Annotated in this window: 16 protein-coding genes; 10 read left to right on the forward strand and 6 right to left on the reverse strand. The window is 70.6% G+C overall.

The window, feature by feature from the left end:
• Positions 1-75 precede the first annotated feature (75 nt).
• Positions 76-1,356 carry an ATP-binding protein gene (locus tag FHY05_RS01630; RefSeq protein WP_183942653.1) on the forward strand — a complete coding sequence of 427 codons (1,281 nt, stop codon included), beginning with the start codon at positions 76-78 and terminating at the stop codon, positions 1,354-1,356.
• On the forward strand, positions 1,353-1,883 hold the full coding sequence (locus FHY05_RS01635; RefSeq protein WP_183942654.1) for a response regulator transcription factor: 531 nt from the start codon (positions 1,353-1,355) through the stop codon (positions 1,881-1,883). Before FHY05_RS01630 ends, FHY05_RS01635 begins: the two co-directional genes overlap by 4 nt.
• A gap of 99 nt (positions 1,884-1,982) precedes the next feature.
• Here FHY05_RS01635 and FHY05_RS01640 read toward each other — a convergent pair whose 3' ends face one another.
• On the reverse strand, positions 1,983-4,916 hold the full coding sequence (locus FHY05_RS01640) for a TonB-dependent siderophore receptor (protein ID WP_183942655.1): 2,934 nt from the start codon (positions 4,914-4,916) through the stop codon (positions 1,983-1,985).
• A gap of 162 nt (positions 4,917-5,078) precedes the next feature.
• Here FHY05_RS01640 and FHY05_RS01645 point away from each other — a divergent pair, with 162 nt between their 5' ends.
• From FHY05_RS01645 to FHY05_RS01655, 3 genes are read left to right on the forward strand one after another with little or no spacing between them, the layout of a single operon-like run.
• Positions 5,079-6,353, forward strand: a complete 1,275-nt coding sequence (locus FHY05_RS01645; RefSeq protein ID WP_183942656.1) for an extracellular solute-binding protein — start codon at positions 5,079-5,081, stop codon at positions 6,351-6,353.
• Entirely contained in the window at positions 6,350-7,231 is an 882-nt protein-coding gene (locus FHY05_RS01650; RefSeq protein ID WP_183942657.1) for a carbohydrate ABC transporter permease, read from the forward strand. Before FHY05_RS01645 ends, FHY05_RS01650 begins: the two co-directional genes overlap by 4 nt.
• Positions 7,228-8,079 carry a carbohydrate ABC transporter permease gene (locus FHY05_RS01655; protein ID WP_311732339.1) on the forward strand — a complete coding sequence of 284 codons (852 nt, stop codon included), beginning with the start codon at positions 7,228-7,230 and terminating at the stop codon, positions 8,077-8,079. The genes FHY05_RS01650 and FHY05_RS01655 overlap by 4 nt, the downstream gene beginning before the upstream one ends.
• Here the strand turns inward: FHY05_RS01655 and FHY05_RS01660 are convergent.
• The 3 genes from FHY05_RS01660 to FHY05_RS01670 form a co-directional block, all read right to left on the reverse strand.
• The gene (locus FHY05_RS01660) at positions 8,053-9,165 is read right to left on the reverse strand and encodes an ABC transporter ATP-binding protein (RefSeq protein ID WP_183942658.1); all 1,113 of its coding nucleotides are present in this window, start codon (positions 9,163-9,165) and stop codon (positions 8,053-8,055) included. The genes FHY05_RS01655 and FHY05_RS01660 overlap by 27 nt on opposite strands.
• A 279-nt stretch (positions 9,166-9,444) precedes the next feature.
• Positions 9,445-10,059 carry a hypothetical protein gene (locus tag FHY05_RS22365; RefSeq protein WP_260181081.1) on the reverse strand — a complete coding sequence of 205 codons (615 nt, stop codon included), beginning with the start codon at positions 10,057-10,059 and terminating at the stop codon, positions 9,445-9,447.
• Positions 10,046-10,297 (reverse strand): hypothetical protein, encoded by a 252-nt coding sequence (locus FHY05_RS01670; protein WP_183942659.1) that lies wholly within the window; start codon positions 10,295-10,297, stop codon positions 10,046-10,048. The genes FHY05_RS22365 and FHY05_RS01670 overlap by 14 nt, the downstream gene beginning before the upstream one ends.
• Positions 10,298-10,467: 170 nt before the next feature.
• Between FHY05_RS01670 and FHY05_RS01675 the strand changes: the two genes are divergently transcribed.
• From FHY05_RS01675 to FHY05_RS01695, 5 genes are all read left to right on the forward strand, one after another.
• The gene (locus FHY05_RS01675; protein ID WP_260181082.1) at positions 10,468-11,463 is read left to right on the forward strand and encodes a LacI family DNA-binding transcriptional regulator; all 996 of its coding nucleotides are present in this window, start codon (positions 10,468-10,470) and stop codon (positions 11,461-11,463) included.
• Positions 11,464-11,639: 176 nt separating this feature from the next.
• Complete coding sequence (locus FHY05_RS01680) at positions 11,640-14,123, forward strand: TonB-dependent receptor domain-containing protein (protein WP_183942661.1); 2,484 nt, start codon at positions 11,640-11,642, stop codon at positions 14,121-14,123.
• Between the two features lie 47 nt (positions 14,124-14,170).
• Positions 14,171-15,952 carry an alpha-amylase family glycosyl hydrolase gene (locus FHY05_RS01685; RefSeq protein ID WP_183942662.1) on the forward strand — a complete coding sequence of 594 codons (1,782 nt, stop codon included), beginning with the start codon at positions 14,171-14,173 and terminating at the stop codon, positions 15,950-15,952.
• 65 nt (positions 15,953-16,017) lie between these two features.
• Entirely contained in the window at positions 16,018-17,286 is a 1,269-nt protein-coding gene (locus FHY05_RS01690) for an MFS transporter (protein WP_260181083.1), read from the forward strand.
• A gap of 70 nt (positions 17,287-17,356) precedes the next feature.
• Positions 17,357-18,496 (forward strand): DUF1624 domain-containing protein, encoded by a 1,140-nt coding sequence (locus tag FHY05_RS01695; protein WP_183942664.1) that lies wholly within the window; start codon positions 17,357-17,359, stop codon positions 18,494-18,496.
• 17 nt (positions 18,497-18,513) lie between these two features.
• Here the strand turns inward: FHY05_RS01695 and FHY05_RS01700 are convergent, their stop codons facing one another.
• On the reverse strand, positions 18,514-19,899 hold the full coding sequence (locus tag FHY05_RS01700) for a Coenzyme F420 hydrogenase/dehydrogenase, beta subunit C-terminal domain (RefSeq protein WP_260181084.1): 1,386 nt from the start codon (positions 19,897-19,899) through the stop codon (positions 18,514-18,516).
• Positions 19,892-20,965 (reverse strand): polysaccharide pyruvyl transferase family protein, encoded by a 1,074-nt coding sequence (locus tag FHY05_RS01705; protein WP_183942666.1) that lies wholly within the window; start codon positions 20,963-20,965, stop codon positions 19,892-19,894. Before FHY05_RS01705 ends, FHY05_RS01700 begins: the two co-directional genes overlap by 8 nt.
• Between the last annotated feature and the right edge of the window lie 115 nt (positions 20,966-21,080).

Here is a 21,080-nt window from a genome sequence, read left to right on the forward strand (position 1 = left end):
GCGGGCCTTCGTCCAAGGACGTTCAGCTCTCGCGCGAAAGGCGCTAGACGGGATCCCATGCCGCACCTTGCCAACATGCTCGGACCGCTCGCGCGCGGCGGGCCGGGCGGACGCAACGTCCGCCTGCTCGCGCTGCTGCGCTGGCTCGCGGTGGCCGGGCAGCTCGCCGCGATCCTGCTGGTCCATTTCGTCGTCGGCGTGCGGCTGCCGCTGGTGCCGATGCTCGGCGCGCTGGCGGTGCTGGTGGCGCTCAACGTCGCGGTGAACCAAGTGGTGGAGCGGCGCCCGATCACCAACGCCGCCCTGTTCGCGACCTTGCTGGTCGACGTCGCCTGCCTCACCACTCAGCTCTATCTCAGCGGCGGGGTGAGCAACCCGTTCGTCACGCTCTTCCTGCTCCAGGTGGTGATCGCGGCGCTGCTGCTGCGCGGCTGGACGAGCTGGGCGATGGTGGTGATCACCAGCGCGTTGTTCGCCTGGCTCGCTTGGGCCGCCCCGCCCTTCCCGCTGCCGCATTTCTGGGCGTCCGAGCTCTCGATCCCCTATGTCGCGGCGAGCTGGTTCAACTTCACCCTCACCGCGACGCTGCTGGCGCTGTTCGTCACGCGCATCGTGCGCAACGTCTCCGAACATGACGCGCGGCTCGCCGCCTTGCGCCAGCGCGCCGCCGAAGAGGAACATATCGTCCGCATGGGGCTGCTCGCCAGCGGCGCGGCGCACGAGCTGGGGACGCCGCTCAGCTCGATCGCGGTGATGCTCGGCGACTGGCGGCGCGAGCCGGCGATCGCGCGCTCGCCCGCTCTGCTCGCCGATCTCGACGACATGCGCGCCGAGGTGACGCGCTGCAAGGACATCCTCAGCCAGGTGCTGCTCGCCTCGGGCGAGGTGCGCGGCCATGCGCCGGTGCGCACGACGTTGCGCACCTTCCTGTCGGGGATCGTCGACTCGTGGAACGAGAGCAAGGGGCCGACCGCCTCCTACGAGCATCTGATGACGAGCGACCCGCGCATCGTCGCCGACAAGGCGCTGGCGCAGACGATCACCAACCTGCTCGACAATGCCGTCGAGGCCGGCGCCAAGACGATCACCTTGTGCGCCTGGTGGGACGGCGACCGACTGGTGCTGGCGGTGCGCGACGACGGCGCGGGATTCCCGCAGTCTATCCTCGACGGGCTCGGCAAGCCTTACCTCAGCACCAAGGCGCGGCGCGGCGCCGGGCTGGGGCTGTTCCTCGCGGTCAACGTGCTGCGGACGCTCGGCGGCACCGTATCGGCGCGCATCCGTGAGCGCGGCGGCAGCGAGGTGACGCTGACGCTGCCGCTTGCCGCGATCTCGATCCCGGAGGAGACCGCATGAGCGCGCGCCGGCTGCTGATCATCGAGGACGACGCGGTGTTCGCGCGTACGCTGGCGCGCTCGTTCGAGCGGCGCGGCTATCAGGTGCGCGCGATCACCGACCCGGAGGAGCTCGACGCCGCCGCGGCCGAGCTGAGGCCCGACCATGCCGTCGTCGACCTGCGGCTCGGCAGCGCCTCGGGGCTGACCTGCGTCGAGCGGCTCCACGCGATCGATCCCGCGATGCGGATCGTGGTGCTCACCGGCTTCGCCAGCATCGCCACCGCGGTCGAGGCGGTCAAGCTGGGCGCGACCAACTACCTGTCCAAACCGGCCAACTCCGACGATATCGAGGCCGCCTTCCAGGCCTCGGGCGAGGGTGACGCCTCGGTCGAGCTGGTCGCGCATCCCACCTCGCTGCGCACGCTGGAGTGGGAGCATATTCACCAGACGCTCGCGGACTGCGGCTTCAACGTCTCCGAGGCGGCGCGGCGGCTCGGCATGCATCGGAGAACCCTGGCGCGGAAGCTGGGCAAGCGGCATCTGTGATCATTGTGCCCGGCGAAGACCGGGGGCCCAGGTGGGCGGGGCTGGTGGGCATCGCGACCGGCCTCCGACTGGGCCCTGGCTTTCGCCGGGGCACGATCCCTACGCTCCGAATCGGACCTTCGCGCCGGCATAGAAGTAGCGGCCGAGCGACGAGATCGGCTGATCGACCGAGTCGACCGACGGCCGCTGGTTCGCCAGATTGTTGACGCCGACGTAGAAGCCGACGCCCTGGTCCGGCGCCACCTGCACCTGCACGTCGTGCTGCCACAGCTCCTTGTAGCGCAGCAGCGCGGCGGGCGCGTAATCGGGGTTGTTGTCGGTGGTCAGCTTGGCAAAGCGGCGCGTCGCGTCGAACCAGCGCAGGTTGTAGCTCAGCGTCAGGACGCCCAGCGACCACGTCGGCGAGAAGACGAAATTGTACTTGGGGCGGTTGAACTGATCGACCTGATCCTCGACCTGCGCGCCCGGCGTCGCGATCTGCTCGAGCTTGTTCAGATAGCCGCCGACAAAGCGGATATCGAACGTCCCCGCCGAGGCGGTACGCAGCACGTAGCTGATGTTGAGGTCGAGCCCGGCGGTGGCGAAGCGTGCCACGTTCTGCGGCTGCACCGTGTAGCCGTTGATGTAGCCCGTACCCTGGCGACGCCGGATCGCGGCGCAATAGACGTTGTCGAGTGTCGGCTGGTCGACGCACAGGTTGGCGATGGTGTTGGCGTCGGCGATGCTGATCGCGTCGTCCAGACGGATGTCGTACCAGTCGGCCGAGATCATCAGGCCGGGCAGGAAGCGCGGGCGCAGCACCGTGCCCGCGGTCCAGGTACGTGCGGTCTCTTCCTTCAGCCCCGGGTTGCCGCTGCGCGAGCCGTTGATCAGCGACGCCGCGTCGGGGTTGTTCGCCGCGGTGAACGTCGCCGGGTTCGCACCCAGCCCGCTCACCAGCGTCACGCAATTCGCGGCGCGGGTCGAGGTGCCGGCGTTGCGGTTCTCGACATAGCAGGGGTCGGAGAAGAAGTTGTTGGTCGGCCCCACGGGCGCGAAGAGCTCCCCGATGTTGGGAGCGCGCACCGCCTGACTGTAGCTGCCGCGGAAGCTGATGTCGCGCACCGGCGCCCAGACGCCATTGAACTGGTAGGCCTTGGTGCTGCCGATGGTGGAATAGTCGGAATAGCGGCCGGCCGCGCCGACCGACAGCGTCTCGACGAAGGGCTTGTCACGCAGCAGCGGCACGTCCACCTCACCGAACGCCTCCCAGACGTCGAAGGCGCCGCGCGACGGTGAGATCACGAAGGTCGGATCGAACTTGTTGCCCTCGTCATATTGGTACCATTGCTCCCCGGTGAGGAAGCTGTTGGGATCGAAGCGGCTGGTCTCGCGACGATACTCGCCGCCGAGCGCGAACTTCACCGGTCCGCCCGGGAGCGCGAACAGCGCGCCGAAGTCACCCGTCAGCGCCGCGCTCGCGACCGACTGGGTCACGCGCGCGCTGCTGACATTGTTGTTGGTCGCCCAGGCGAGCGCCGCGGGATCGGTGACGTTGACTCCGAAGGTGTTGATCGGAAGGCAGCCGCTGTTCGGCCCCGGCGTGAAGCTGACGGTCGGCACTTGCACCGCGGCGGGGTTGAGGTTGGAGCGGCAGGTGGGGCGGCCGGTGGAGGGATCGGTCACCAGGTCGAGCGCGGCGTAGTAGCGGTCCTCCCAGCGATCGTTGAGCTTGGTGATCCGGACGTCGGTCTGGCCGTACGTATAGGACACGTCGTAGCGCGCGTGGTCGCTCACCGCGCCGGTCGCCGCGATCACGCCGCGCCAGGTGCGGCGGCGATCGCTCTCGCCCAGCCGCGGGTAATCGGTGTTGTTGCGGTTGGACGAGATCACGCGCTGCGCGTTGGCCAGCGCGGCGTCTCGCAGGTTGGTCGGCAGGTAGGGGTTATCGAGCGTGAAGTCGCCGGTGTAGTTGCCGGTGAAGCCGCCGAAGGTGGTGGCGGTCGACTGAACGAACTTGCCCTCCAGGCTGAGCTGGAACGCGTCCGAGAAATCGTAGTGGGTCAGCAGGTTGACCGCGTGGCGCTCGGTCTTGGGCAGCAGGTCGCCGACATAGCCCGCGACCGAGGTGGCGCTGCCGCCGCTGGCGAACCCGCCGCCCGCGTCAGTGCCCGGGTCATAGCGCGAGCCGTCGCCGTTGTAGAGCGTGCCGCCGATGTCGATCACGCCCGCGGGCGAGCCGCCGGGATAACGCAGATCGCCGGCCAGCACCTGCTGGTAGGTTCCCGAGCCCGGCCCGCCATAAGCGGGATTCGACACCGTGTAGAGCCGGTTCTGGCGCCGCAGGAACGAGCGATCGTCGTTCTGGAGCGGATCGTCGGCGTTATACTCGTAATAGGCGGTGACGTTGCCGCGCCCGTCCGCGAAATTCTTGCCCGCCATCAGTGAGGCGAAGCGGTTGCCGGCATCGCCCTGCTCCGAGATGCCGAACTGGGTGCGACCGGCGACCCCGTCGAAGTCGCGCTTGAGGATGAAGTTGACCACGCCCGAGACGCCGTCGGCGCCGTACACCGCCGAGGCGCCGCCGGTGAGCACGTCGACCCGCTCGATCAGGTCGGTCGGCAGCGAGTTGATATCGACCGCGGCGGTGTCGATCTGCCCCGAGACGTGGCGACGTCCGTTGACCAGCACGAGCGTCCGCGCCGAGCCGAGCCCGCGCAGGCTGAGCAGGTTGAGCCCCGCCGCGCCGTAGAGCTGGTTGTCGGGCCGGTTCGGGCCCGCGCTGTCGGCATTGTCGAGCGAGGTGGTCAGCGCCGGCACGCGCTGGAGGAAGGTGGTGACGTTGGTGTTGCCCGACTGCTGGATACGCTGGCTATCGAACGAGACGATCGGATCGGGCGCCTCGAAATCGGGGCGCGCGATGCGCGACCCGGTGACGACGATGTCGTCGCTCGACCCCGCCCCGGAGGTGTCGGGCGCGGCGTCCGCGGGGGTCGCGGCCTGCCCCCAGGCCGGCGCGGCAGCGACGCAGGCGAGTGCGCCCGCGAGCAACATGGCTCGCGGCGAGAGATGAGACGGCATCCTGAACCCCCTTCGGATCGCGCCGGTCCCTGCCTACCGGCTTCTTCTTTCCCGCTGCAACGCCTGCCGGCCGCAAAAGTTTCGAATTGTTAACAACCTAGCGCAACCTATTTTCGGGCAAGACGTTGATGTCGCGTGACATACGGGGGGAAGCTCGCGGGTGCCGCGGCTTGGTCCCGGCGCTCGGTGGTCGCGGCGCTCTCGACGGCCGCGGCCGGCGGCTGCGCCGCTCGGCGTACGCCCGACGCGATCAGCCTCTGGGCGATGAGCTACGAGGGCGACTACTCGCCGATGCTCATGCCCGCGTTCACGCGCGCGACCGGCCTTCAGGTCGAGGTGCAGACCCTGCCCTGGACCGCGGCGCACGAGAAACTGCTCACCGCGCAGGCCGGCGACTCGCTTCCCGACGTGCTGATGCTGCCCGACGGCTGGGTCGGCGAGTTCGCCATGGTCGGCGCGCTCGCGCCGGTGACCGACCCGGCGTTGCTCACCGGACTGTTCCCCGGCGTCAGCGCCGCCACTGGCGCGAACGGGCGGCCCTATGCGGTCCCCTGGTCAATCGCGCCGCAGGTACAATATTACCGCCGCGACCTGCTCGAGCGCGCCGGCTATGCCGCGCCGCCCGAGGACTGGGAATCGTGGCGCCGCATGGGGCAGCGGCTCAAGGCGCGCGCGCCCGACGATTACGCCTTCCTGATGCTGCTCAACTGGTGGGACACGCTCTTCACCTTCGCCGGCCAGACCGGCGCGCGCCCGCTGCGCGAGCGCGACACGCGCGGCAACTTCCGCGACCCGCGCTTCCGGGACGCGCTCGCTTTCTACGTGTCGCTGTTCCGCGAGCGGCTCGCGCCGCCGGCACTGTCGACCGAGGTGCAGGATCCCGTCGCCGCGTTCGCGCAGGGCTATTTCGCGGTCTATCCCTATGGTCCGACGCTGACGCTCGACCTGCACCGCCGCGCCGCCGAGATCCCGGCCGCGTCGTGGAGCACCGCGCGCATGCCGGGACCCGCGGGGCCGGGGCCCGTGTCGGGGATCGCGGCGAGCCTGTGCGTGTCGGCGCGCTCGCGCCGGCCCGCTGCCGCCTGGGCGTTGGTGCGCCACCTCACCTCGCCCGCCAGCGAGTTGACCTACCAGCGGCTGATCGGCACCCTGCCCGCACGCGCCGCCGCCTGGGACACGCCGCAGCTGCGCCAGCCCGCGCTACGCGCCTTCGCAGAGCAGATGCGCGATCCCACGCGCGAGCCGATGATCGTCGAGTGGGAACGGATCCGCATCGAGGTGCAGCTGATCGCCGAGCGCGTGGTGCGCGGCCAGATCGGCATCGACGCCGCGCTCGTCGCGATGGACGACCGAGTCGACCGGCTGCTCGCCAAGCGCCGCGCGTTGGTCGAGGCGGGGCGGCTGACATGACCCGGCAGGAGCGCACCGCCTGGGGCTTCGTGCTGCCGGTGCTCGCCATCATCCTGTTCGTCTTCGCGCTGCCGACCGTGCTCGCGCTGGCACTGAGCGTCACCGACTACTCGATCTACGCGCTCGCCGACTGGGACGCGCTGCGCTTCGTCGGGCTCGGCAACTTCGCCGACCTGCTGACCACGCCGCTGTTCTGGCGCGCGCTCGGCAACACTGCGCTGTTCGCGCTGCTCGGCGTGCCGATGGCGATCGGCACCTCGCTGGCGGCGGCGCTGCTGCTCCACGACGCCAGCGTGCGGTGGAAGCCGCTGTGGCGCGTGCTGCTGTTCGCGCCCTATGTGACCAGCGTGGTGGCGACCGCGGTGGTATGGCGTTTCCTGCTCAACACGCGCTTCGGGCTGCTCAACCGCGCGCTCGGCTGGGTCGGCGTGCCGCCGGTCGACTGGCTCGGCGACCCGCACGCCTCGATTCCCGCCATCCTGCTGTTCGTCACGTGGAAGATCTTCGGCTACAACATGGTCGTCTTCACCGCGGCATTGTCAGCGGTGCCGCACGACCTGATGGAGGCGGCCCGGCTCGACGGCGCCTCGCGCTGGACTCGCTTCCGCCACGTCACCCTGCCCGCGATCGGGCCCACGCTGCTGCTCGCGGCGGTGATGAGCGTCGCGGGCTTCCTCCAGATCTTCGCCGAGCCTTACGTCATGACCCTGGGCGGACCGGCGCAGAGCACCACGACGGTGCTGTACTTCATGTTCGACGAGGGGTTCAAATGGTGGAATCTCGGCCAGGCGTCGGCGGTGGCGTTCATCCTCTTCCTGTTGATCTTGGCGCTCACCTTCGTGCAGGCGCGGATCGGGCGACGCTACGAGTGGCTGTGACCCGCCGCCGCTGGCGCGCGATCGCCACCAACGCCGCGGTCGCGGCAGCGACGCTGCTCACCGCCGCGCCGCTGGTGTGGATGGTGCTCGTCTCGTTCATGCCGCGCGGGGAGTCGAGCCGCTTCCCGCCGCGGCTGTGGCCGTCGCATTGGTCGTGGGAGAATTACCACGAGCTGCTCGCGCGTCGGCTGATCGACGGCGCCTGGTTCGACTATCGCATCGTGCCGGCGCTGTGGAACAGCCTCGCGGTGGCGGCGCTGTCGACGCTGCTGGGGCTGCTGCTGACGGTGCCGGCGGGCTACGCCTTCGCCAAGCTGCGCTTCCGCGGGCGCGAGCGGCTGCTCCGGCTGCTCGTCGCGGCGCTGGTCGTGCCCGGGCAGGTGGCGATGCTGCCGCTCTTCCTGATCTTCAAGGAGCTGGGACTCGTGAACAGCTATGCCGGGGTGATCCTGCCCTCGCTCGCGGGCATCTTCGCGATCCTGTTCGTGCGCCAGGCGGCGCTGTCGATCCCCGACGAGATGCTCGACGCGGCGCGGCTCGACGGCGCCAGCGAGCGGCGCATCTTCGCGCAGATCGTGCTGCCGCTGCTCGCCCCAATCACGGTGACGCTGGCGCTGTTCATGTTCCTGGGCAGCTGGAACGACTTCCTCTGGCCGCTGATCGTGCTGGCGGACCAGCAACTCTACACGCTGCCGGTCGCGGTGGCGGCGATCTCGCGCGAACATGCCGCCGACGGCGAGCTGATGATGGCGGCGGCGGTGGTGACGACGCTGCCGGTGCTGATCCTCTTCGTGCCGCTGCAGCGCTACTATATCAGCGGACTACTCGGCGGCAGCGTCAAGGGCTGAGGCGAGGCGCGGGTAGGCGCGGCCGTCGCCGTCGAACAGATGCGCCTGCTCCGGTGCGACCGCGAAGCGCAGCCGCTCGCCCAGCGTCACCGCGCGGTCGCCGGGCAGCTGCGCCACCACCGGAGGATGATCGCCCAGCGTGCCGAGATGCGCGAAGGAGAGCGGCCCGAGCCGCTCGAACAGCTCGACCGCGCCCGTGAAGGCGCCATCGTCGGCGGGATGGAGGTTCTCGGGGCGCACGCCGAGCGTGGCGGCGGTGCCGACTGCGGCGCGCGGCACCGTCACCGCGACGCGCAGTTCGGAACCGTCCGCCAGCCGCACCGTCGCGCCGTCGTCGTCCGCCGCCGCGATCGTCGCCGGGAGCAGGTTCATCCCCGGCGAACCGATGGCGGCGGCCACCTCGAGCGTCGCAGGCTCGGCGTAGAGCTCGAGCGGCGGCGCGACCTGCTCGACCCGGCCCGCGCTCATCACGACGATGCGATTGGCGAGCGTCATCGCCTCGAGCTGGTCATGCGTGACGTAGATCATCGTGCTGCCGAGCTGCTGGTGCAGCCGGGCGAACTCGTGACGCATCCGCACCCGCAGGGCCGTGTCGAGGTTGGACAGCGGCTCGTCGAGCAGCAGCACCTTGGGTCGGCGCACGATCGCGCGCGCGATCGAGACTCGCTGCCGCTGCCCGCCCGACAGCGCCTTGGGTCGGCGCGCCAGCAGCGATACCAGGTCGAGCGCCTCGGCCACCTCCTCGACGCGGCGGCGCACCTCGGCCTTGGCGAGCCGCGCGACCTTCAGCGGGAAGGCGATGTTCTCGTAGACGGTGAGGTGCGGGTAGAGCGCGTAGGACTGGAACACCATCGCCAGTTCGCGATCCGCCGGCGCGGCGTCGGTCACGTCGCGGCCGCCGATCAGCACGCGGCCCGCGCTCGGCTCCTCCAGACCGGCGATGAGGCGGAGCAGCGTCGACTTGCCGCAGCCCGACGGGCCGACGATCACCACGAACTCGCCGTCGGCGATCTGGAGATCGGTGGGTCGGAGCACCTCGCTGGCACCGAAGCGCTTCGCTAGCCCCTGGATGTCGACGCTGGCCACGGCGGGAAGTGTCGCTGGTTAACGAGACGGTGACAAGGGTCGTCGTGGGCAGTTCAGGCGAGCTGGCGGTGCGCCACAGCGATCCTCCCCGGCACGGGCAAGGGGACCGCGCCCGCAGTGCGTGGTAGAGGGGGGCTGCCGCAGCTGGTGTGCTGCGCGGAAAGCCCCCGCCACCACTCGCTCCGCGGGCGGCCTCCTCCCCCGCCGTGCGGAGAGGATCTTGACCCCATCCTTCGGCTCGGCCGGCGTGACGGTCCCAGCGTTGACCAACTGCCCCGCTCAGAGCCGGCGGTGTTTGCCGCCGTAGTGCTGGCCGATGTAGCTGCCGATCCGCGCCATCTCGTGCGCCGCCGCGGTCGTCGCCTCGGAGCAGCACGGCATCGGGTCGCGCTCGGCCTGCGCGGCGCGGGCGGCGACGCGCTCGCACAGGGTCTCGATGTCCGCGCGCGACAGCAGGTTCTTCTCGCGCATCAGGCACAGCAGCGATTGAAGGATGACGATGCTCTCGTCACCAGCGCGCTCGTTCGACAGCATCGCCCTCTCCTCACCTAATTTGAGAGGAGAGTACGCCGAATCCGCTTCTTGGCAAGCAACCGTTTGCGCGTCAGCGCCGCTCCATCGCTGAGAGCGGTACAGCTCCACCAGATTGCTGGCCCGGCTCAGCCTCGTGCCCGCGAGCTGCTGCTCGACCGAATAAGCGGTACGCAGCACTCCTGGCGCAATGGGGCACGAGGCGAGGTCGGCGCGGGAGCACAACTCGGTCGGCCGGGCCGCGGCCGGGCGGCGTCCGCCTGCGCCGTGCGTGCGGGGATCCGCTGGCGGATCGTGCCGCTCCGCCAGCGCGTCCGCCACCTGGAGGAACGAGGTCCGGATCGCGCGCTCATCGGCCGCCATCGCGGCCCGATGTGGAACCTTGGGATCGGCGAGGTGCCCGCTCGCGCCCGCCGTCGACCAGCGGCGGCCGGGCCGATGGCGAGCCGGTCACGGTCAGGCGGCGCCCGTCGAGGGCGGGCCCGAGAGCGCGGACGAGATCGTCGCGATCGCCGCCCTCCGCGGGATGCGGGAAGAGGGCCGCGCGCGCCGCGCCGATCTCGGCGGTCGGCGCGATCAGCTGATGCTCGGCTTGGCGCACGTCGGCATGGCGAGCAGCACCTCGGACGAGACGTCGCCGGTGGGTGCGTCCGCTCGATCGCCTCGCCGCCGCGCGCGACAGAGCGCCGCCGCCTACGACCCTGAGGCGGTTGCGGCAAGGCGTCGCTCGCGGCTAAATGTCCGAGTGATTCCAGGGGGGTTTTGCGTTTGTTGTCGAAGCCGACGAAGCTAGCGGACCTGGCGGCACTGGCGGGCGTCTCGACCGCGACCGTATCGCGCGCGCTGTCGGGCCACCCGTCGGTGAGCAAGGCGACCCAGGCGCGTATCCAGGCGCTGGCGCGCGAGCACGACGTCCGCCCCAACCAGCTCGCGCGCAACCTGCGGCTGCGCAGCACCGGCGCGATCGGGCTGGCGATGCCGCTGGGGCACGCGCGCACGCAGCACCTGACTGATCCCTTCTTCCTCTCGCTGCTGGGCTATATCGCCGACCTGCTGGTCGACCGCGGCTATGACGTGCTGCTCTCGCGCGTGTTGCCGGAGAACGGCGACTGGCTGGATCGGCTGGTCGATGCCGGGCGGGTCGACGGTCTGCTGCTCGTCGGCCAGTCCGACCAGTATGAGACGATCGAGCGCGTCGCGGCGCGCTACGCACCGCTCGTCGCCTGGGGAGTCCACCGCGACGGGCAGCGCCACCTCGCGATCGGCTCGGACAATGTCGCGGGCGGGCGGCTGGCGGCGGAGCACCTGCTCGAGCGCGGGCGCCGCCGGTTGCTCTTCGTCGGCGACCCCGCCCCGCCCGAGTTCGCCGACCGCTTCGCCGGCTTCGCCGCGGCCGCGCGCGCGGCCGGGGTGCGCGCCGAGGTCCTCGCCACCGCGATGGACCCCGATCGAGTCCACGCCGCGATGCGGACCCGGCTCGCGGTCGGCACCTTGCCCGACGCGATCTTCGCCGCCTCCGACGTCGCCGCGATGAGCGTGCTCCGCGCGGTGAGCGAGGCCGGGCTCGACGTGCCGCGCGAGGTGGCGGTGATCGGCTACGACGACGTCACCCTCGCCGCGCACACCTCGCCGCCGCTCACGACGATCCGCCAGGATCTCGCGCGCGGCGCGGCGCTGATGGTGGAACGGCTGCTCGCGCGAGTCGCGGGAGAGCCGGCGGAGCACGCGGTGATCGCGCCCGAGCTGGTGGTGCGCGCCTCGACCTGAGCGAGGCGCCGTCGCCCACGGCGCTTCCGGTTTCAGCATCACAGCGGCCTACGAGAAATGCGCCAGGAGAGCCGACGCAATCGTTTGCAGAATAGCTATTGCAATCGATTGCGTAAGGGTGCATCAGCCTGTTAGCCGGTCGCGCAGACGACCGATCACCCGCTGGGGAGGATATCATGATCGCGCGTTATCGCCTGCTCGCCGGGGTGCCGGCGCTGTTGCTCGCCGCCGCCGCCCAGGCGCAGACCGCCGCTCCCGCCACCGAGGCGACCGCCGACCAGACCATGGACGCCCCCGCCCTCGCCGAGGACATCGTCGTCACCGGCGTCGCTCAGGGGCGCAACCGGCTCGACACCTCGGTGTCGGTCAGCTCGCTCGACGCCGACCTCACCAGCAAGATCCCGCCGCGCAACACCGCCGAGATCCTGCGCAACCTCCCCGGCGTGCGCGTCGAGGCCTCCGGCGGCGAGGGCAACGCCAATATCGCGGTGCGCGGCCTGCCGGTCGCCTCGGGCGGCTCCAAGTTCCTCCAGCTCCAGGAGGACGGCCTGCCCGTCCTCGAGTTCGGCGACATCATCTTCGGCAACGCCGACATTTTCCTCCGCAACGACCTGTCGCTCGCGCGCATCGAGTCGGTGCGCGGCGGCTCCGCCTCCACCTTCGCGAGCAACTCGCCCGGCGGCATCATCAACTTCATCTCCAAGACGGGCGAGCAGGAGGGCGGGTCGTTCCAGCTCTCGTCGGGCATCGACTATCGCGAGTATCGCGCCGACTTCGCTTACGGCGGCCGGATCGACGCCAACACGCGCTACGAGCTGAGCGGCTTCTACCGCCTCGGCGACGGGCCGCGCGACGTCGGCTATGACGCGATGCGCGGCGGCCAGATCAAGGCCAACATCACGCGCGAGTTCGACGGCGGCTACGTCCGTCTCTACGGCAAGTATCTCGACGATCGCAGCATCGCCTATCTGCCCAACCCGGTGCGCGTGAGCGGAAGCGATAGCGACCCGAGCTATAGCAACGTGCCCGGCTTCTCGATCAACCAGGACACGCTGCACAGCCGCTACATCGGCTCGGTGCTGACGCTCGACGGCGACAACAATCCCGTGCGCCGGAGCATCGGCGACGGCATGCACCCGGACGTCAGGTCGGTCGGGTTCGAGGGCCAGTTCGCGATCGCAGACGGCTGGAACATCACCGAGCGGTTCCGCTACTCGGACATCTCGGGCGACTTCGTCTCGCCCTTCCCCGCCGCGGTGGGTGACGCGCAGACCGCCGCCGAGGCGCTCGCCGGTCCCAACGCGCAGCTCTATTATGCCAGCGGCCCGCGTTCCGGGCAGCGCATCGCCAGCCCGGCGACGCTCGGTGGCAACGGCCTGCTCGCCAGCGTGGTGCTGTTCGACGTCGACCTGAAGAGCCTCGACAACATCACCAACGACCTGCGCGTCAACGGCAAGGTCGATCTCGGCGGCGGCGCGCTGACGCTGGCGGCGGGCATCTACAACTCGCGCCAGGACATCGTCACCGACTGGCTGTGGACCAGCTTCTACCAGACCGTGCAGGGCGACGGCCGCTCGGTGCTGGTCGACGTACGCGACTCGTCCGGCGTGGCCCGTACCGCGGGCGGCACGCTCTACTCCGCGTCCTTCTTCGGCAACTGCTGCCGCCGCAGCTACGACATGCGCTACACCACCAACGCGCCGTTCGCGCAGCTCGGCTTCGAGCTCGGCCGGCTCAACGTCGACGGTTCGCTGCGCTACGATTTCGGCAGCGCCAAGGGCAGCATCGCGGGCGACCTGCCCGGCGCGACCACGACGCGCGCGCAGGACATCGACGGGGACGGCTCCCTCTCCTCGGCCGAGCAGGCGGTGGCGTTCATCCCCGCCAACCGCTCGCCGGTCGACTATACCTACAGCTATCTCTCCTACTCGGCCGGCATCAACTATCGGCTGAGCGACACGTTAGCGGCGTTCGCGCGCTACAGCCGCGGCGGCCGCGTCAACGCCGACCGGCTGCTGTTCGGCCCGCTGATCGACACCACCACGGGCGGGCTCGTCGCGGGCGCCAAGCCGTACGACTTCGTCAAACAGGCCGAGGGCGGACTGAAGTTCTCGACCGGGCCGCTGGCGCTCTACGCCACCGTCTTCAACGCGCGCACGCAGGAGACCAACTACCTGCTGTCGCAGCAGCAGTTCACAAGCCGCGATTACGAGGCGACCGGCGTCGAGCTGGAGGGTCGCTTCCGCGCCGGTCCCTTCTCGCTGACCGCGGCGGGCACCTATACCGACGCCAAAATCAAGCGCGACGCCACCGACGCGACGCTCGACGGCAACCGCCCGCAGCGCCAGGCCGCGTTCGTCTATCAGGCGACGCCGCAGCTCGATCTCGGGCGGGTGAGCTTCGGCGCCAACGTGATCGGCACCACCTCCAGCTACACCCAGCCGATCAACGACCTGAAGATGCCCGCCTACACCCAGGTCAACGGCTTCCTGCTGGTGCGCGCGGCCGAGAACGTCAGCTTCAACCTCAACGCCAACAACATCTTCGACGTGAAGGGCATCACCGAGGCGGAGGACGCCAGCATCCCCGCCAACGGGCTGGTGCGCGCGCGCTCGATCAACGGGCGCACCATCGCCGCCTCGGTGCGCTTCGATTTCTGACGCGCGCGGGCGTGGCGACGGGGCGACGCGCGTCTATGGTGCGCGATGTGACAGGAAGGACGACGATGGAGGAGCGGCTCGCCGCGATCGCGCCGCGACTGCGGCGGCAGCTCGACCGTCTCTATGGCGCGCGGGGTGATACCGCAGCGCTGTGGGCCGCGGCCGAGACGCTGCTGCGCGAACGCCATGCCGAGCGGCCCGAGGCGTTGCGCGCGCTCGACGCGGCGCGGCTCGTTGATCCCGACTGGTTCGTCCGTCCCGACATGCTGGGCTATTCCACTTACGTCGACCGCTACGCCGGCACGGTCGCGGGACTCGCCGCTCGGGTCGACCATCTCGAGTCGCTCGGGGTGCGCTATCTTCACCTGCTGGCGCTGCTCAAGGCGCGCGAGGGCGACAGCGACGGCGGCTTCGCGGTCTCTGACTATCTCGCGGTCGAACCGCGCCTCGGCACGATCGACGACGTCGAGGCGCTCACCGCGCGGCTGCGCGCGGCGCGTATCAGCCTGTGCGTCGACCTCGCGCTCAATCACACTGCCGACGACCATCTCTGGGCCAAGGCGGCGAAGGCAGGCGACCCCTTCTACCGCGACTTCTATATCGTGCTCGACGAAGCCGAGGCGCGCGCGCGCGAGGCCGCTCTGCCGCAGGTCTTCCCCGCCACCGCCCCCGGCAATTTCACCGCGGTTGCCGCCATGGGCGGTCACGTCTGGACCACCTTCTATCCCTTCCAATGGGACCTGAACTGGCGCAACCCGCACGTCTTCCTCGCCATGCTCGACGTCGCGCTGCGGCTCGCCAACAAGGGGGTGGAGGCGTTCCGGATGGACAGCATCGCCTTCCTGTGGAAGCAGCCGGGGAGCGACTGCCGCAACCTGCCCGAGACGCATCACATCGTCCGAGCGCTGCGCGCCGCGCTCGACATCGCCGCGCCCGCGACCCTGCTCAAGGCGGAGGCGATCGTGCCGACGGCCTTCGTGCCGCCCTATTTCGGTCTGGACGAGGGCGAAGGGTTCGAGCCCGAGTGCCACCTCGTCTACAACAACTCGCTGATGGTGGCGGGCTGGGTCGGTCTGGCGGAGCAATCGGCGGCGCTACCGGCCGCGATCGTCGCCGCGAGCGGCGGGCTCCCGCGCGGCGCCAACTGGCTGAGCTACGCGCGCTGCCACGACGATATCGGCTGGGGATCGGTGCTGGGCGACCTGCGCGCGATCGATCCCGCGCCCGAGCGCCGGCTCGCCGCGGCGGCCCACTTCCTCGAGGGAGCGGACGGCGGCTGGGGACGCGGCGCACCGTTCCAGAGCGACGGCGCGGTGCTCCACGGCAGCAACGGCACCATGGCCTCGCTCGCTGGACTGGAATCCGCGCGCGATGAGGTGGAACGCGAGGCGGCGTATCGCCGCATCGCGCTGCTCAACGCGCTGGCGATCGCGAGCGGCGGGCTGGCGACGACCTACATGGGCGACGAGCTCGGGCTGCTCAACGACCGTGGCTATCTCGACGACCCGGAGCGCGCGCACGAAGGTCGCTGGCTGCACCGCCCCGACATGGACTGGGCCGCGCTCGACGGCGCCGCGGCGGATCGGATCAGCGGCGACCTGCGCGCGCTGCGCGCCGCACGGATCGCGGGCCGCGGCGCGGGCGCGCCGGAGCTGATCGAGACGGGCGTTCCGGCGCTGCTCGGCGTGCGGTGCGGGAGCGACCGCGTGTTCCTCAACTTCGGCGCGGTGCCGGTACCGCTTCCTTCCACTGGTCGCGACCGATTGGACGGCGCCGACCGCGACACCGCGCCGCCCTGGGGCGTGGTATGGCTGGAGGGGGAGCGATGAGGCGCGCAACAGTCGCGACATCGGGTAGCTCGCGCCCCCGCCTCTCGCTGGCGCGGATCGTCGAGATGAACCTCGGTTTCCTCGGCCTGCAATTCTCCTTCGGGCTGCAGCAGGCCAACATGGCGCCGATCTACGGCTACCTGGGCGCCGACGAGGCGACACTGCCGCTGCTGTGGCTCGCAGGGCCGGTCACCGGCCTGCTCGTCCAGCCGCTGATCGGCGCGATGAGCGACCGCACCACCTCGCGGCTCGGCCGTCGCACACCCTATTTCCTCGTCGGCGCGGTGCTGTGCAGCCTGTGCCTGTTCGCGATGCCCTACAGCCGCGCCTTGTGGGTCGCGGCGAGCCTGTTGTGGGTGCTCGACGCCGCCAACAACGTGACGATGGAGCCGTATCGCGCCTATGTCGGCGACCGGCTCGCCCCCGACCAGCGGCCGACCGGCTTCCTCACGCAATCGGCCTTCACCGGGCTGGCGCAGACGCTCTCCTATCTGGCGCCGAGCCTGCTGGTGTGGTTCGGCCTCGACAAGGACGCGGTCGACGCCAACGGCATCCCCGACATCACGCGCATCGCCTTCGTGATCGGCGCGGTGCTGTCGCTCTCCACGATCCTCTGGTCGGTGTGGCGCGTGCCCGAGCTGCCGCTGCCGCCCGAGGAGCGCGCGCGGCTCGGGGCCGAGCCGCTGACGCTGCGATCCGCCCTCGCCGATCTGCGCACCGCGCTGGTGGGGATGCCCCGCCCGATGCGCCAGCTCGCGCTGGCGATGCTGTGCCAATGGTACGCGATGTTCGCTTACTGGCAGTTCATCGCCTTCGCGCTGTCACGCTCGCTCCACGGCACCGCCGACGCGACCAGCCAGGCGTTCCGCGACACCGCACTGACGGTGGGGCAGCTCGGCGCCTTCTACAACGCGGTCGCCTTCGTCGCCGCGCTCGCGCTGATGCCGCTCGCGCGGCGCCACGGCGCCAAACGGGTCCACGCCTGCTGCCTCGCCGCATCGGGCGCGGCGATGCTGGCGATCCCCGCGATCGGACAGGAAGCGTGGCTGTACCTCGCGATGATCGGGATCGGGATCGGCTGGGCCGGGATGATGGGCAATCCCTACGTCATGCTCACCGACATGATCCCGCCCGAGCGCAACGGCGTGTACATGGGCATCTTCAACATGTTCATCGTCATCCCCATGATGATCGAGAGCCTGTCGATCCCGCTGTTCTACCACAATCTGCTCGGCGGCGACGCGCGCGCGGTGCTCGTGCTCGCCGGCGCGCTGATGCTGCTCGGCGCGGTCGCCACGGTGATGGTGGGCCGCGGCGCGCGCGCGGCGCCGTAGCCACCGCGCCACCGTCCGGCAGCGACCCGAACGTTGCGTGTGACGAGATAATGTATCATGGCCCGCGGCCATGCTTCAGCTCACCGCCCCCCGCACCGTCCGAGCGCCGTCACGTCCCGCGCCGAACCGCCGGCTCGACTCGATCGATGCGCTGCGCGGACTCGTCATGCTGCTGATGCTGGCGGACCACACACGCGAATACTTCTTGCTGAGCGCGCCGGTGAGCGACCCGATGGATCTTCGCGTCGCCCCACCCGGTCTCGTCGCGGCTCGGCTCGCGGCGCACCTCTGCGCCCCGGTCTTCATCGCCCTCGCGGGCATCTCCGCATGGCTCTACGGTGCGGCCCGGCCGCGCGCCGCCACCGCGCGCTTCCTGCTCGAACGTGGGCTGTTCCTGCTGCTGCTCGAGCTGACCCTGGTAGGCTTCGCCTGGAGCTTCTCGCTCGCGCCGGCGATGATCTACCTCCAGGTGATATGGGCGATCGGCTGGTCGATGATCGCGCTGGCGGGGCTGCTGTGGCTGCCGCGCGGCGCACTGATCGCGGTCGCCATCGTGCTGGTGGCAGGGCACAATCTGCTCGACTCGGTGCGCCTCGCCGCGGGCCAACCGCTGCATCCCCTGTGGGCGATACTCCATCAGCGCGACCTCGTCGCGCTGGGCGGCGGGGTGACCGCTCGTACCTCCTATCCGGTTCTCCCCTGGATCGGCGTGATCGCGCTCGGCTACGCGATCGGCCCGTGGTTCCACGCCTCGCCGGCCTGGCGGCGGCGCGCGCTCGCGGCCGCCGGCGCGACGCTGCTGCTGGCGTTCGTGCTGCTGCGCGCGATCAATCGCTACGGCGAGCCGGTGCCATGGGAGCTCGGCGCGACACCGCTGCTCACCTGGCTCTCCTTCCTCAACGTGACCAAATACCCGCCCTCGCTCGACTTCCTGCTGTTGACCCTCGGCCTGGGCGCATCATTGCTGGCGGGCTTCGAGCAGCGCGCGCCGCGCTGGCTGGCGGTGCTGGGGAGCGCGCCGATGTTCTTCTACCTGCTCCACCTCTACGCGCTGCACCTGCTGGCGATCGCCGCCGGCGGGCGCGAGGTGCCGACGATCGGCCACGTCTGGCTGCTCGCCGCCGCGGCCACGCCGCCGTTGTGGTGGGCGACCCGCTGGTTCGCCGCGGCGAAGCGGCGGAGCGCGAGCCGCTGGCTGCGCTTCTTCTGAGCGGGCGTCGGCCGAACCTACTGACGTCGCGCGTCCGGCAGCACCCGGTCGATCCAGCCGCCGAGCCGACCGTGCGACCAGGCGAGCGCTCGATAGAAGGCCAGCACCGGCCGCGCCCAACGAAGGTAGAGCCCCGGCGCCCCGGTCCGCGCCGACAGCCACCCCAGCCGGTGGCTCCAACGCGCGATGCCGGCGCGCGTGCGATACACCAGACGGCGTCGCAGCGGCAGCGCGCGCGCGTCGGGCGCGACCCGCTTGCGCTTGGCGACGCCGCCGCGCCAGCGCCGCCACGTCAGCCGATACGCCAGTCCCTCGCGGCGATGGCGGAATCCCGCCGCCTGCGTCGCCTCGACGAAGGCGGCGTCGACCTCCTCGAGCATGAGCCGCCCCTCTGCCACGGCGGTGCGGATCAGCCGATCGATGAGCGGCGTGCGTGCGATCACCACGTTGGTCCCACGGCCGTCGGACGAATAGGGTTCGACCCAGGCGTCGCCGAAGGCCACGTCGGCGGTCTCGGCCACGACGTCGTCGCACATGTCGCACGCGCTGTTCTGGAAGAAGCCCGCGCCCCAGTCGCCGTCGGCGAGATGCCACCAGTCCTCGGCACGCGCGCTGCCGTCGTCGAGCGTCAGGTGCGCACGGTACCAATTGGCCGGACGGCCCGCGTCCTTGATGCGATAGTCCACCGCGCGCACGCGCGACGGTGGCGTGTCGAGCTGCCACGCGAAGCTGTCGACCAGCCGCGCGCTCTTCTGATGGCCGCAGAACAGACCGAGCACGTGCGGCACGCGCTCGCGCAGCACCGGGTCGCGCGCGCGCTCCAGCTGGATCATCTTGGCGAAGCACGGCACCGCGACGATCGCGTAGCGCCCCGGCGTGGCCCGGATCTCGCGCAGCATCGCGGAGAGCTCGACGGGATAATAGCGCGACTTGGCACCCGTCAGCAGCGATCCGGCGTCGCGCGACAGACGATAGGCGAAATAGCGCCCGTCCTCCTGCGGCGCGGCGACCGCGGCGACATGCGCCACCGCGTCGACCGCGCCGGTCCGCAGCAGCTCGGCCGCGACCCAGCTCACCATGCCGCCCGAGCTGCCCCACTCGCGCCACGCCCCCTCGGCGACATGGCCGACCCAGGTCGACTCGTGGCGACCGAGCAGCGGTGTGGCGCGCGGTGCGGTCGGGAAGCGCTCGGCGGCGATCGCATCCTCGTCGCGGGCGGCGGGCGAGAAGGGGCATCGGCGCGCGAACTCGTCCGAGCGACGCGCGGTGAAGGCGCCGACCGGCTTCCAGGTGCCGTAGCGATCCCACGCCATCGTGCCGGCCGGCGCGTCGGCCGCGCAGCCGCCGCAGCCGATGCACAGTCCGGAGCGCACCACGTCGCGCGGTGCGAGCGGCTCAACCAAGCGCGTGACGCAGATAGTCGAACGACTCGGCGCGTAGCGCCTCGATCCGGTCGTACACCGCGGGCGCGGGCGGCGCGCCGAGCAGCGTATCATAGTCCGCCGCCTCCAGCTCGGGCGCGACGATATGGCGACGCGCGTCGAGCGCCGCGGCGAGATCGCGCACCTTGTTGAAGCGATACGGCGACGGTGCGGTGACGAACGGGGTGCGATTGTTGAGCGCGAAGACGCAGCCGTGGAAGAAGTTGGTGACCAGCGCGCTGGCACTCGCGGCGCGGCGCGCGAACTCCTCCGGGCCGGCGGCGATGTCCTGCTCGTCGGCCCAGTCGTTGCGATACCCGATGCTCACCAACCGCACCCCGCTGCGACGGCTCCAGTCGCGCATCTGGCGCTGCAGCCATTCGGGGAAGCCGTGGCCGTAGACCAGCGCGTAGCCGCCCTCGCCCGACGGCGATGCGGCGGCGTGAACACGGTCGCCGAACTGGAGCACCGGATCGAGCACCAGGGGCGGTGTCGCGCCCAGGGCCGACTCGACGAGCTCGCGCGAGTTGGCGTCGCGCACGGAGACGGCGGTGAAGCGGCGCAGTTTCGCCGCCCAATCGTCCGAGATGCCGTCGGCGGCATCATGGTTGCCGAAACTGGCGGCATAGGAGACCAGCCGTGGCGCGTTCAGCCCCTCGCCGAAGAAGATCGGGGCGCCGCCGTACCACGGATGGCGGAAGTTCCAGACCTCGTCGCTTCCGACCACGATCGCGTCATAGTCGCTGGTGTCGGGCCGGTGCAGCGGGAAGCGCGGCGACTGCGGCAGTCGGTCGAACGCGGCGACGAACTTGCGCCCCTTGATCTTATAGGCGGGCAGGTCGGCGCGGCGGGTCCGCTCGGGCAGGGTCGGCTGGAACGAGCAGCGCCACTCGGCGCGCGCGACCTGATCGCTGTGATGGTCGAGCAGCCGCGCGTCATGGCCGAGCGAGCGCAGTCCCTCGGTCAGGCAGCGCGCCTGCCAGTAGGAGCCGTAGTTGATGCAGCGGTGGAAGGTCAGGATCCCGACCTTGCGCGGTGTGGCAGTCATTACGGGGATAATCGCTTTCAGGTCGGTGGGTTCCGCTGATCCTCCCCGCTCGCGTGAAGGGGGACCAGCCACAGGCTTGCGGAGGGGAGCGCACGCCGGCGCTGCGCGCGCGACC

Origin of the sequence: Sphingomonas sp. BK580 (genome assembly GCF_014194975.1) — a bacterium.
Lineage (GTDB): Bacteria > Pseudomonadota > Alphaproteobacteria > Sphingomonadales > Sphingomonadaceae > Sphingomonas.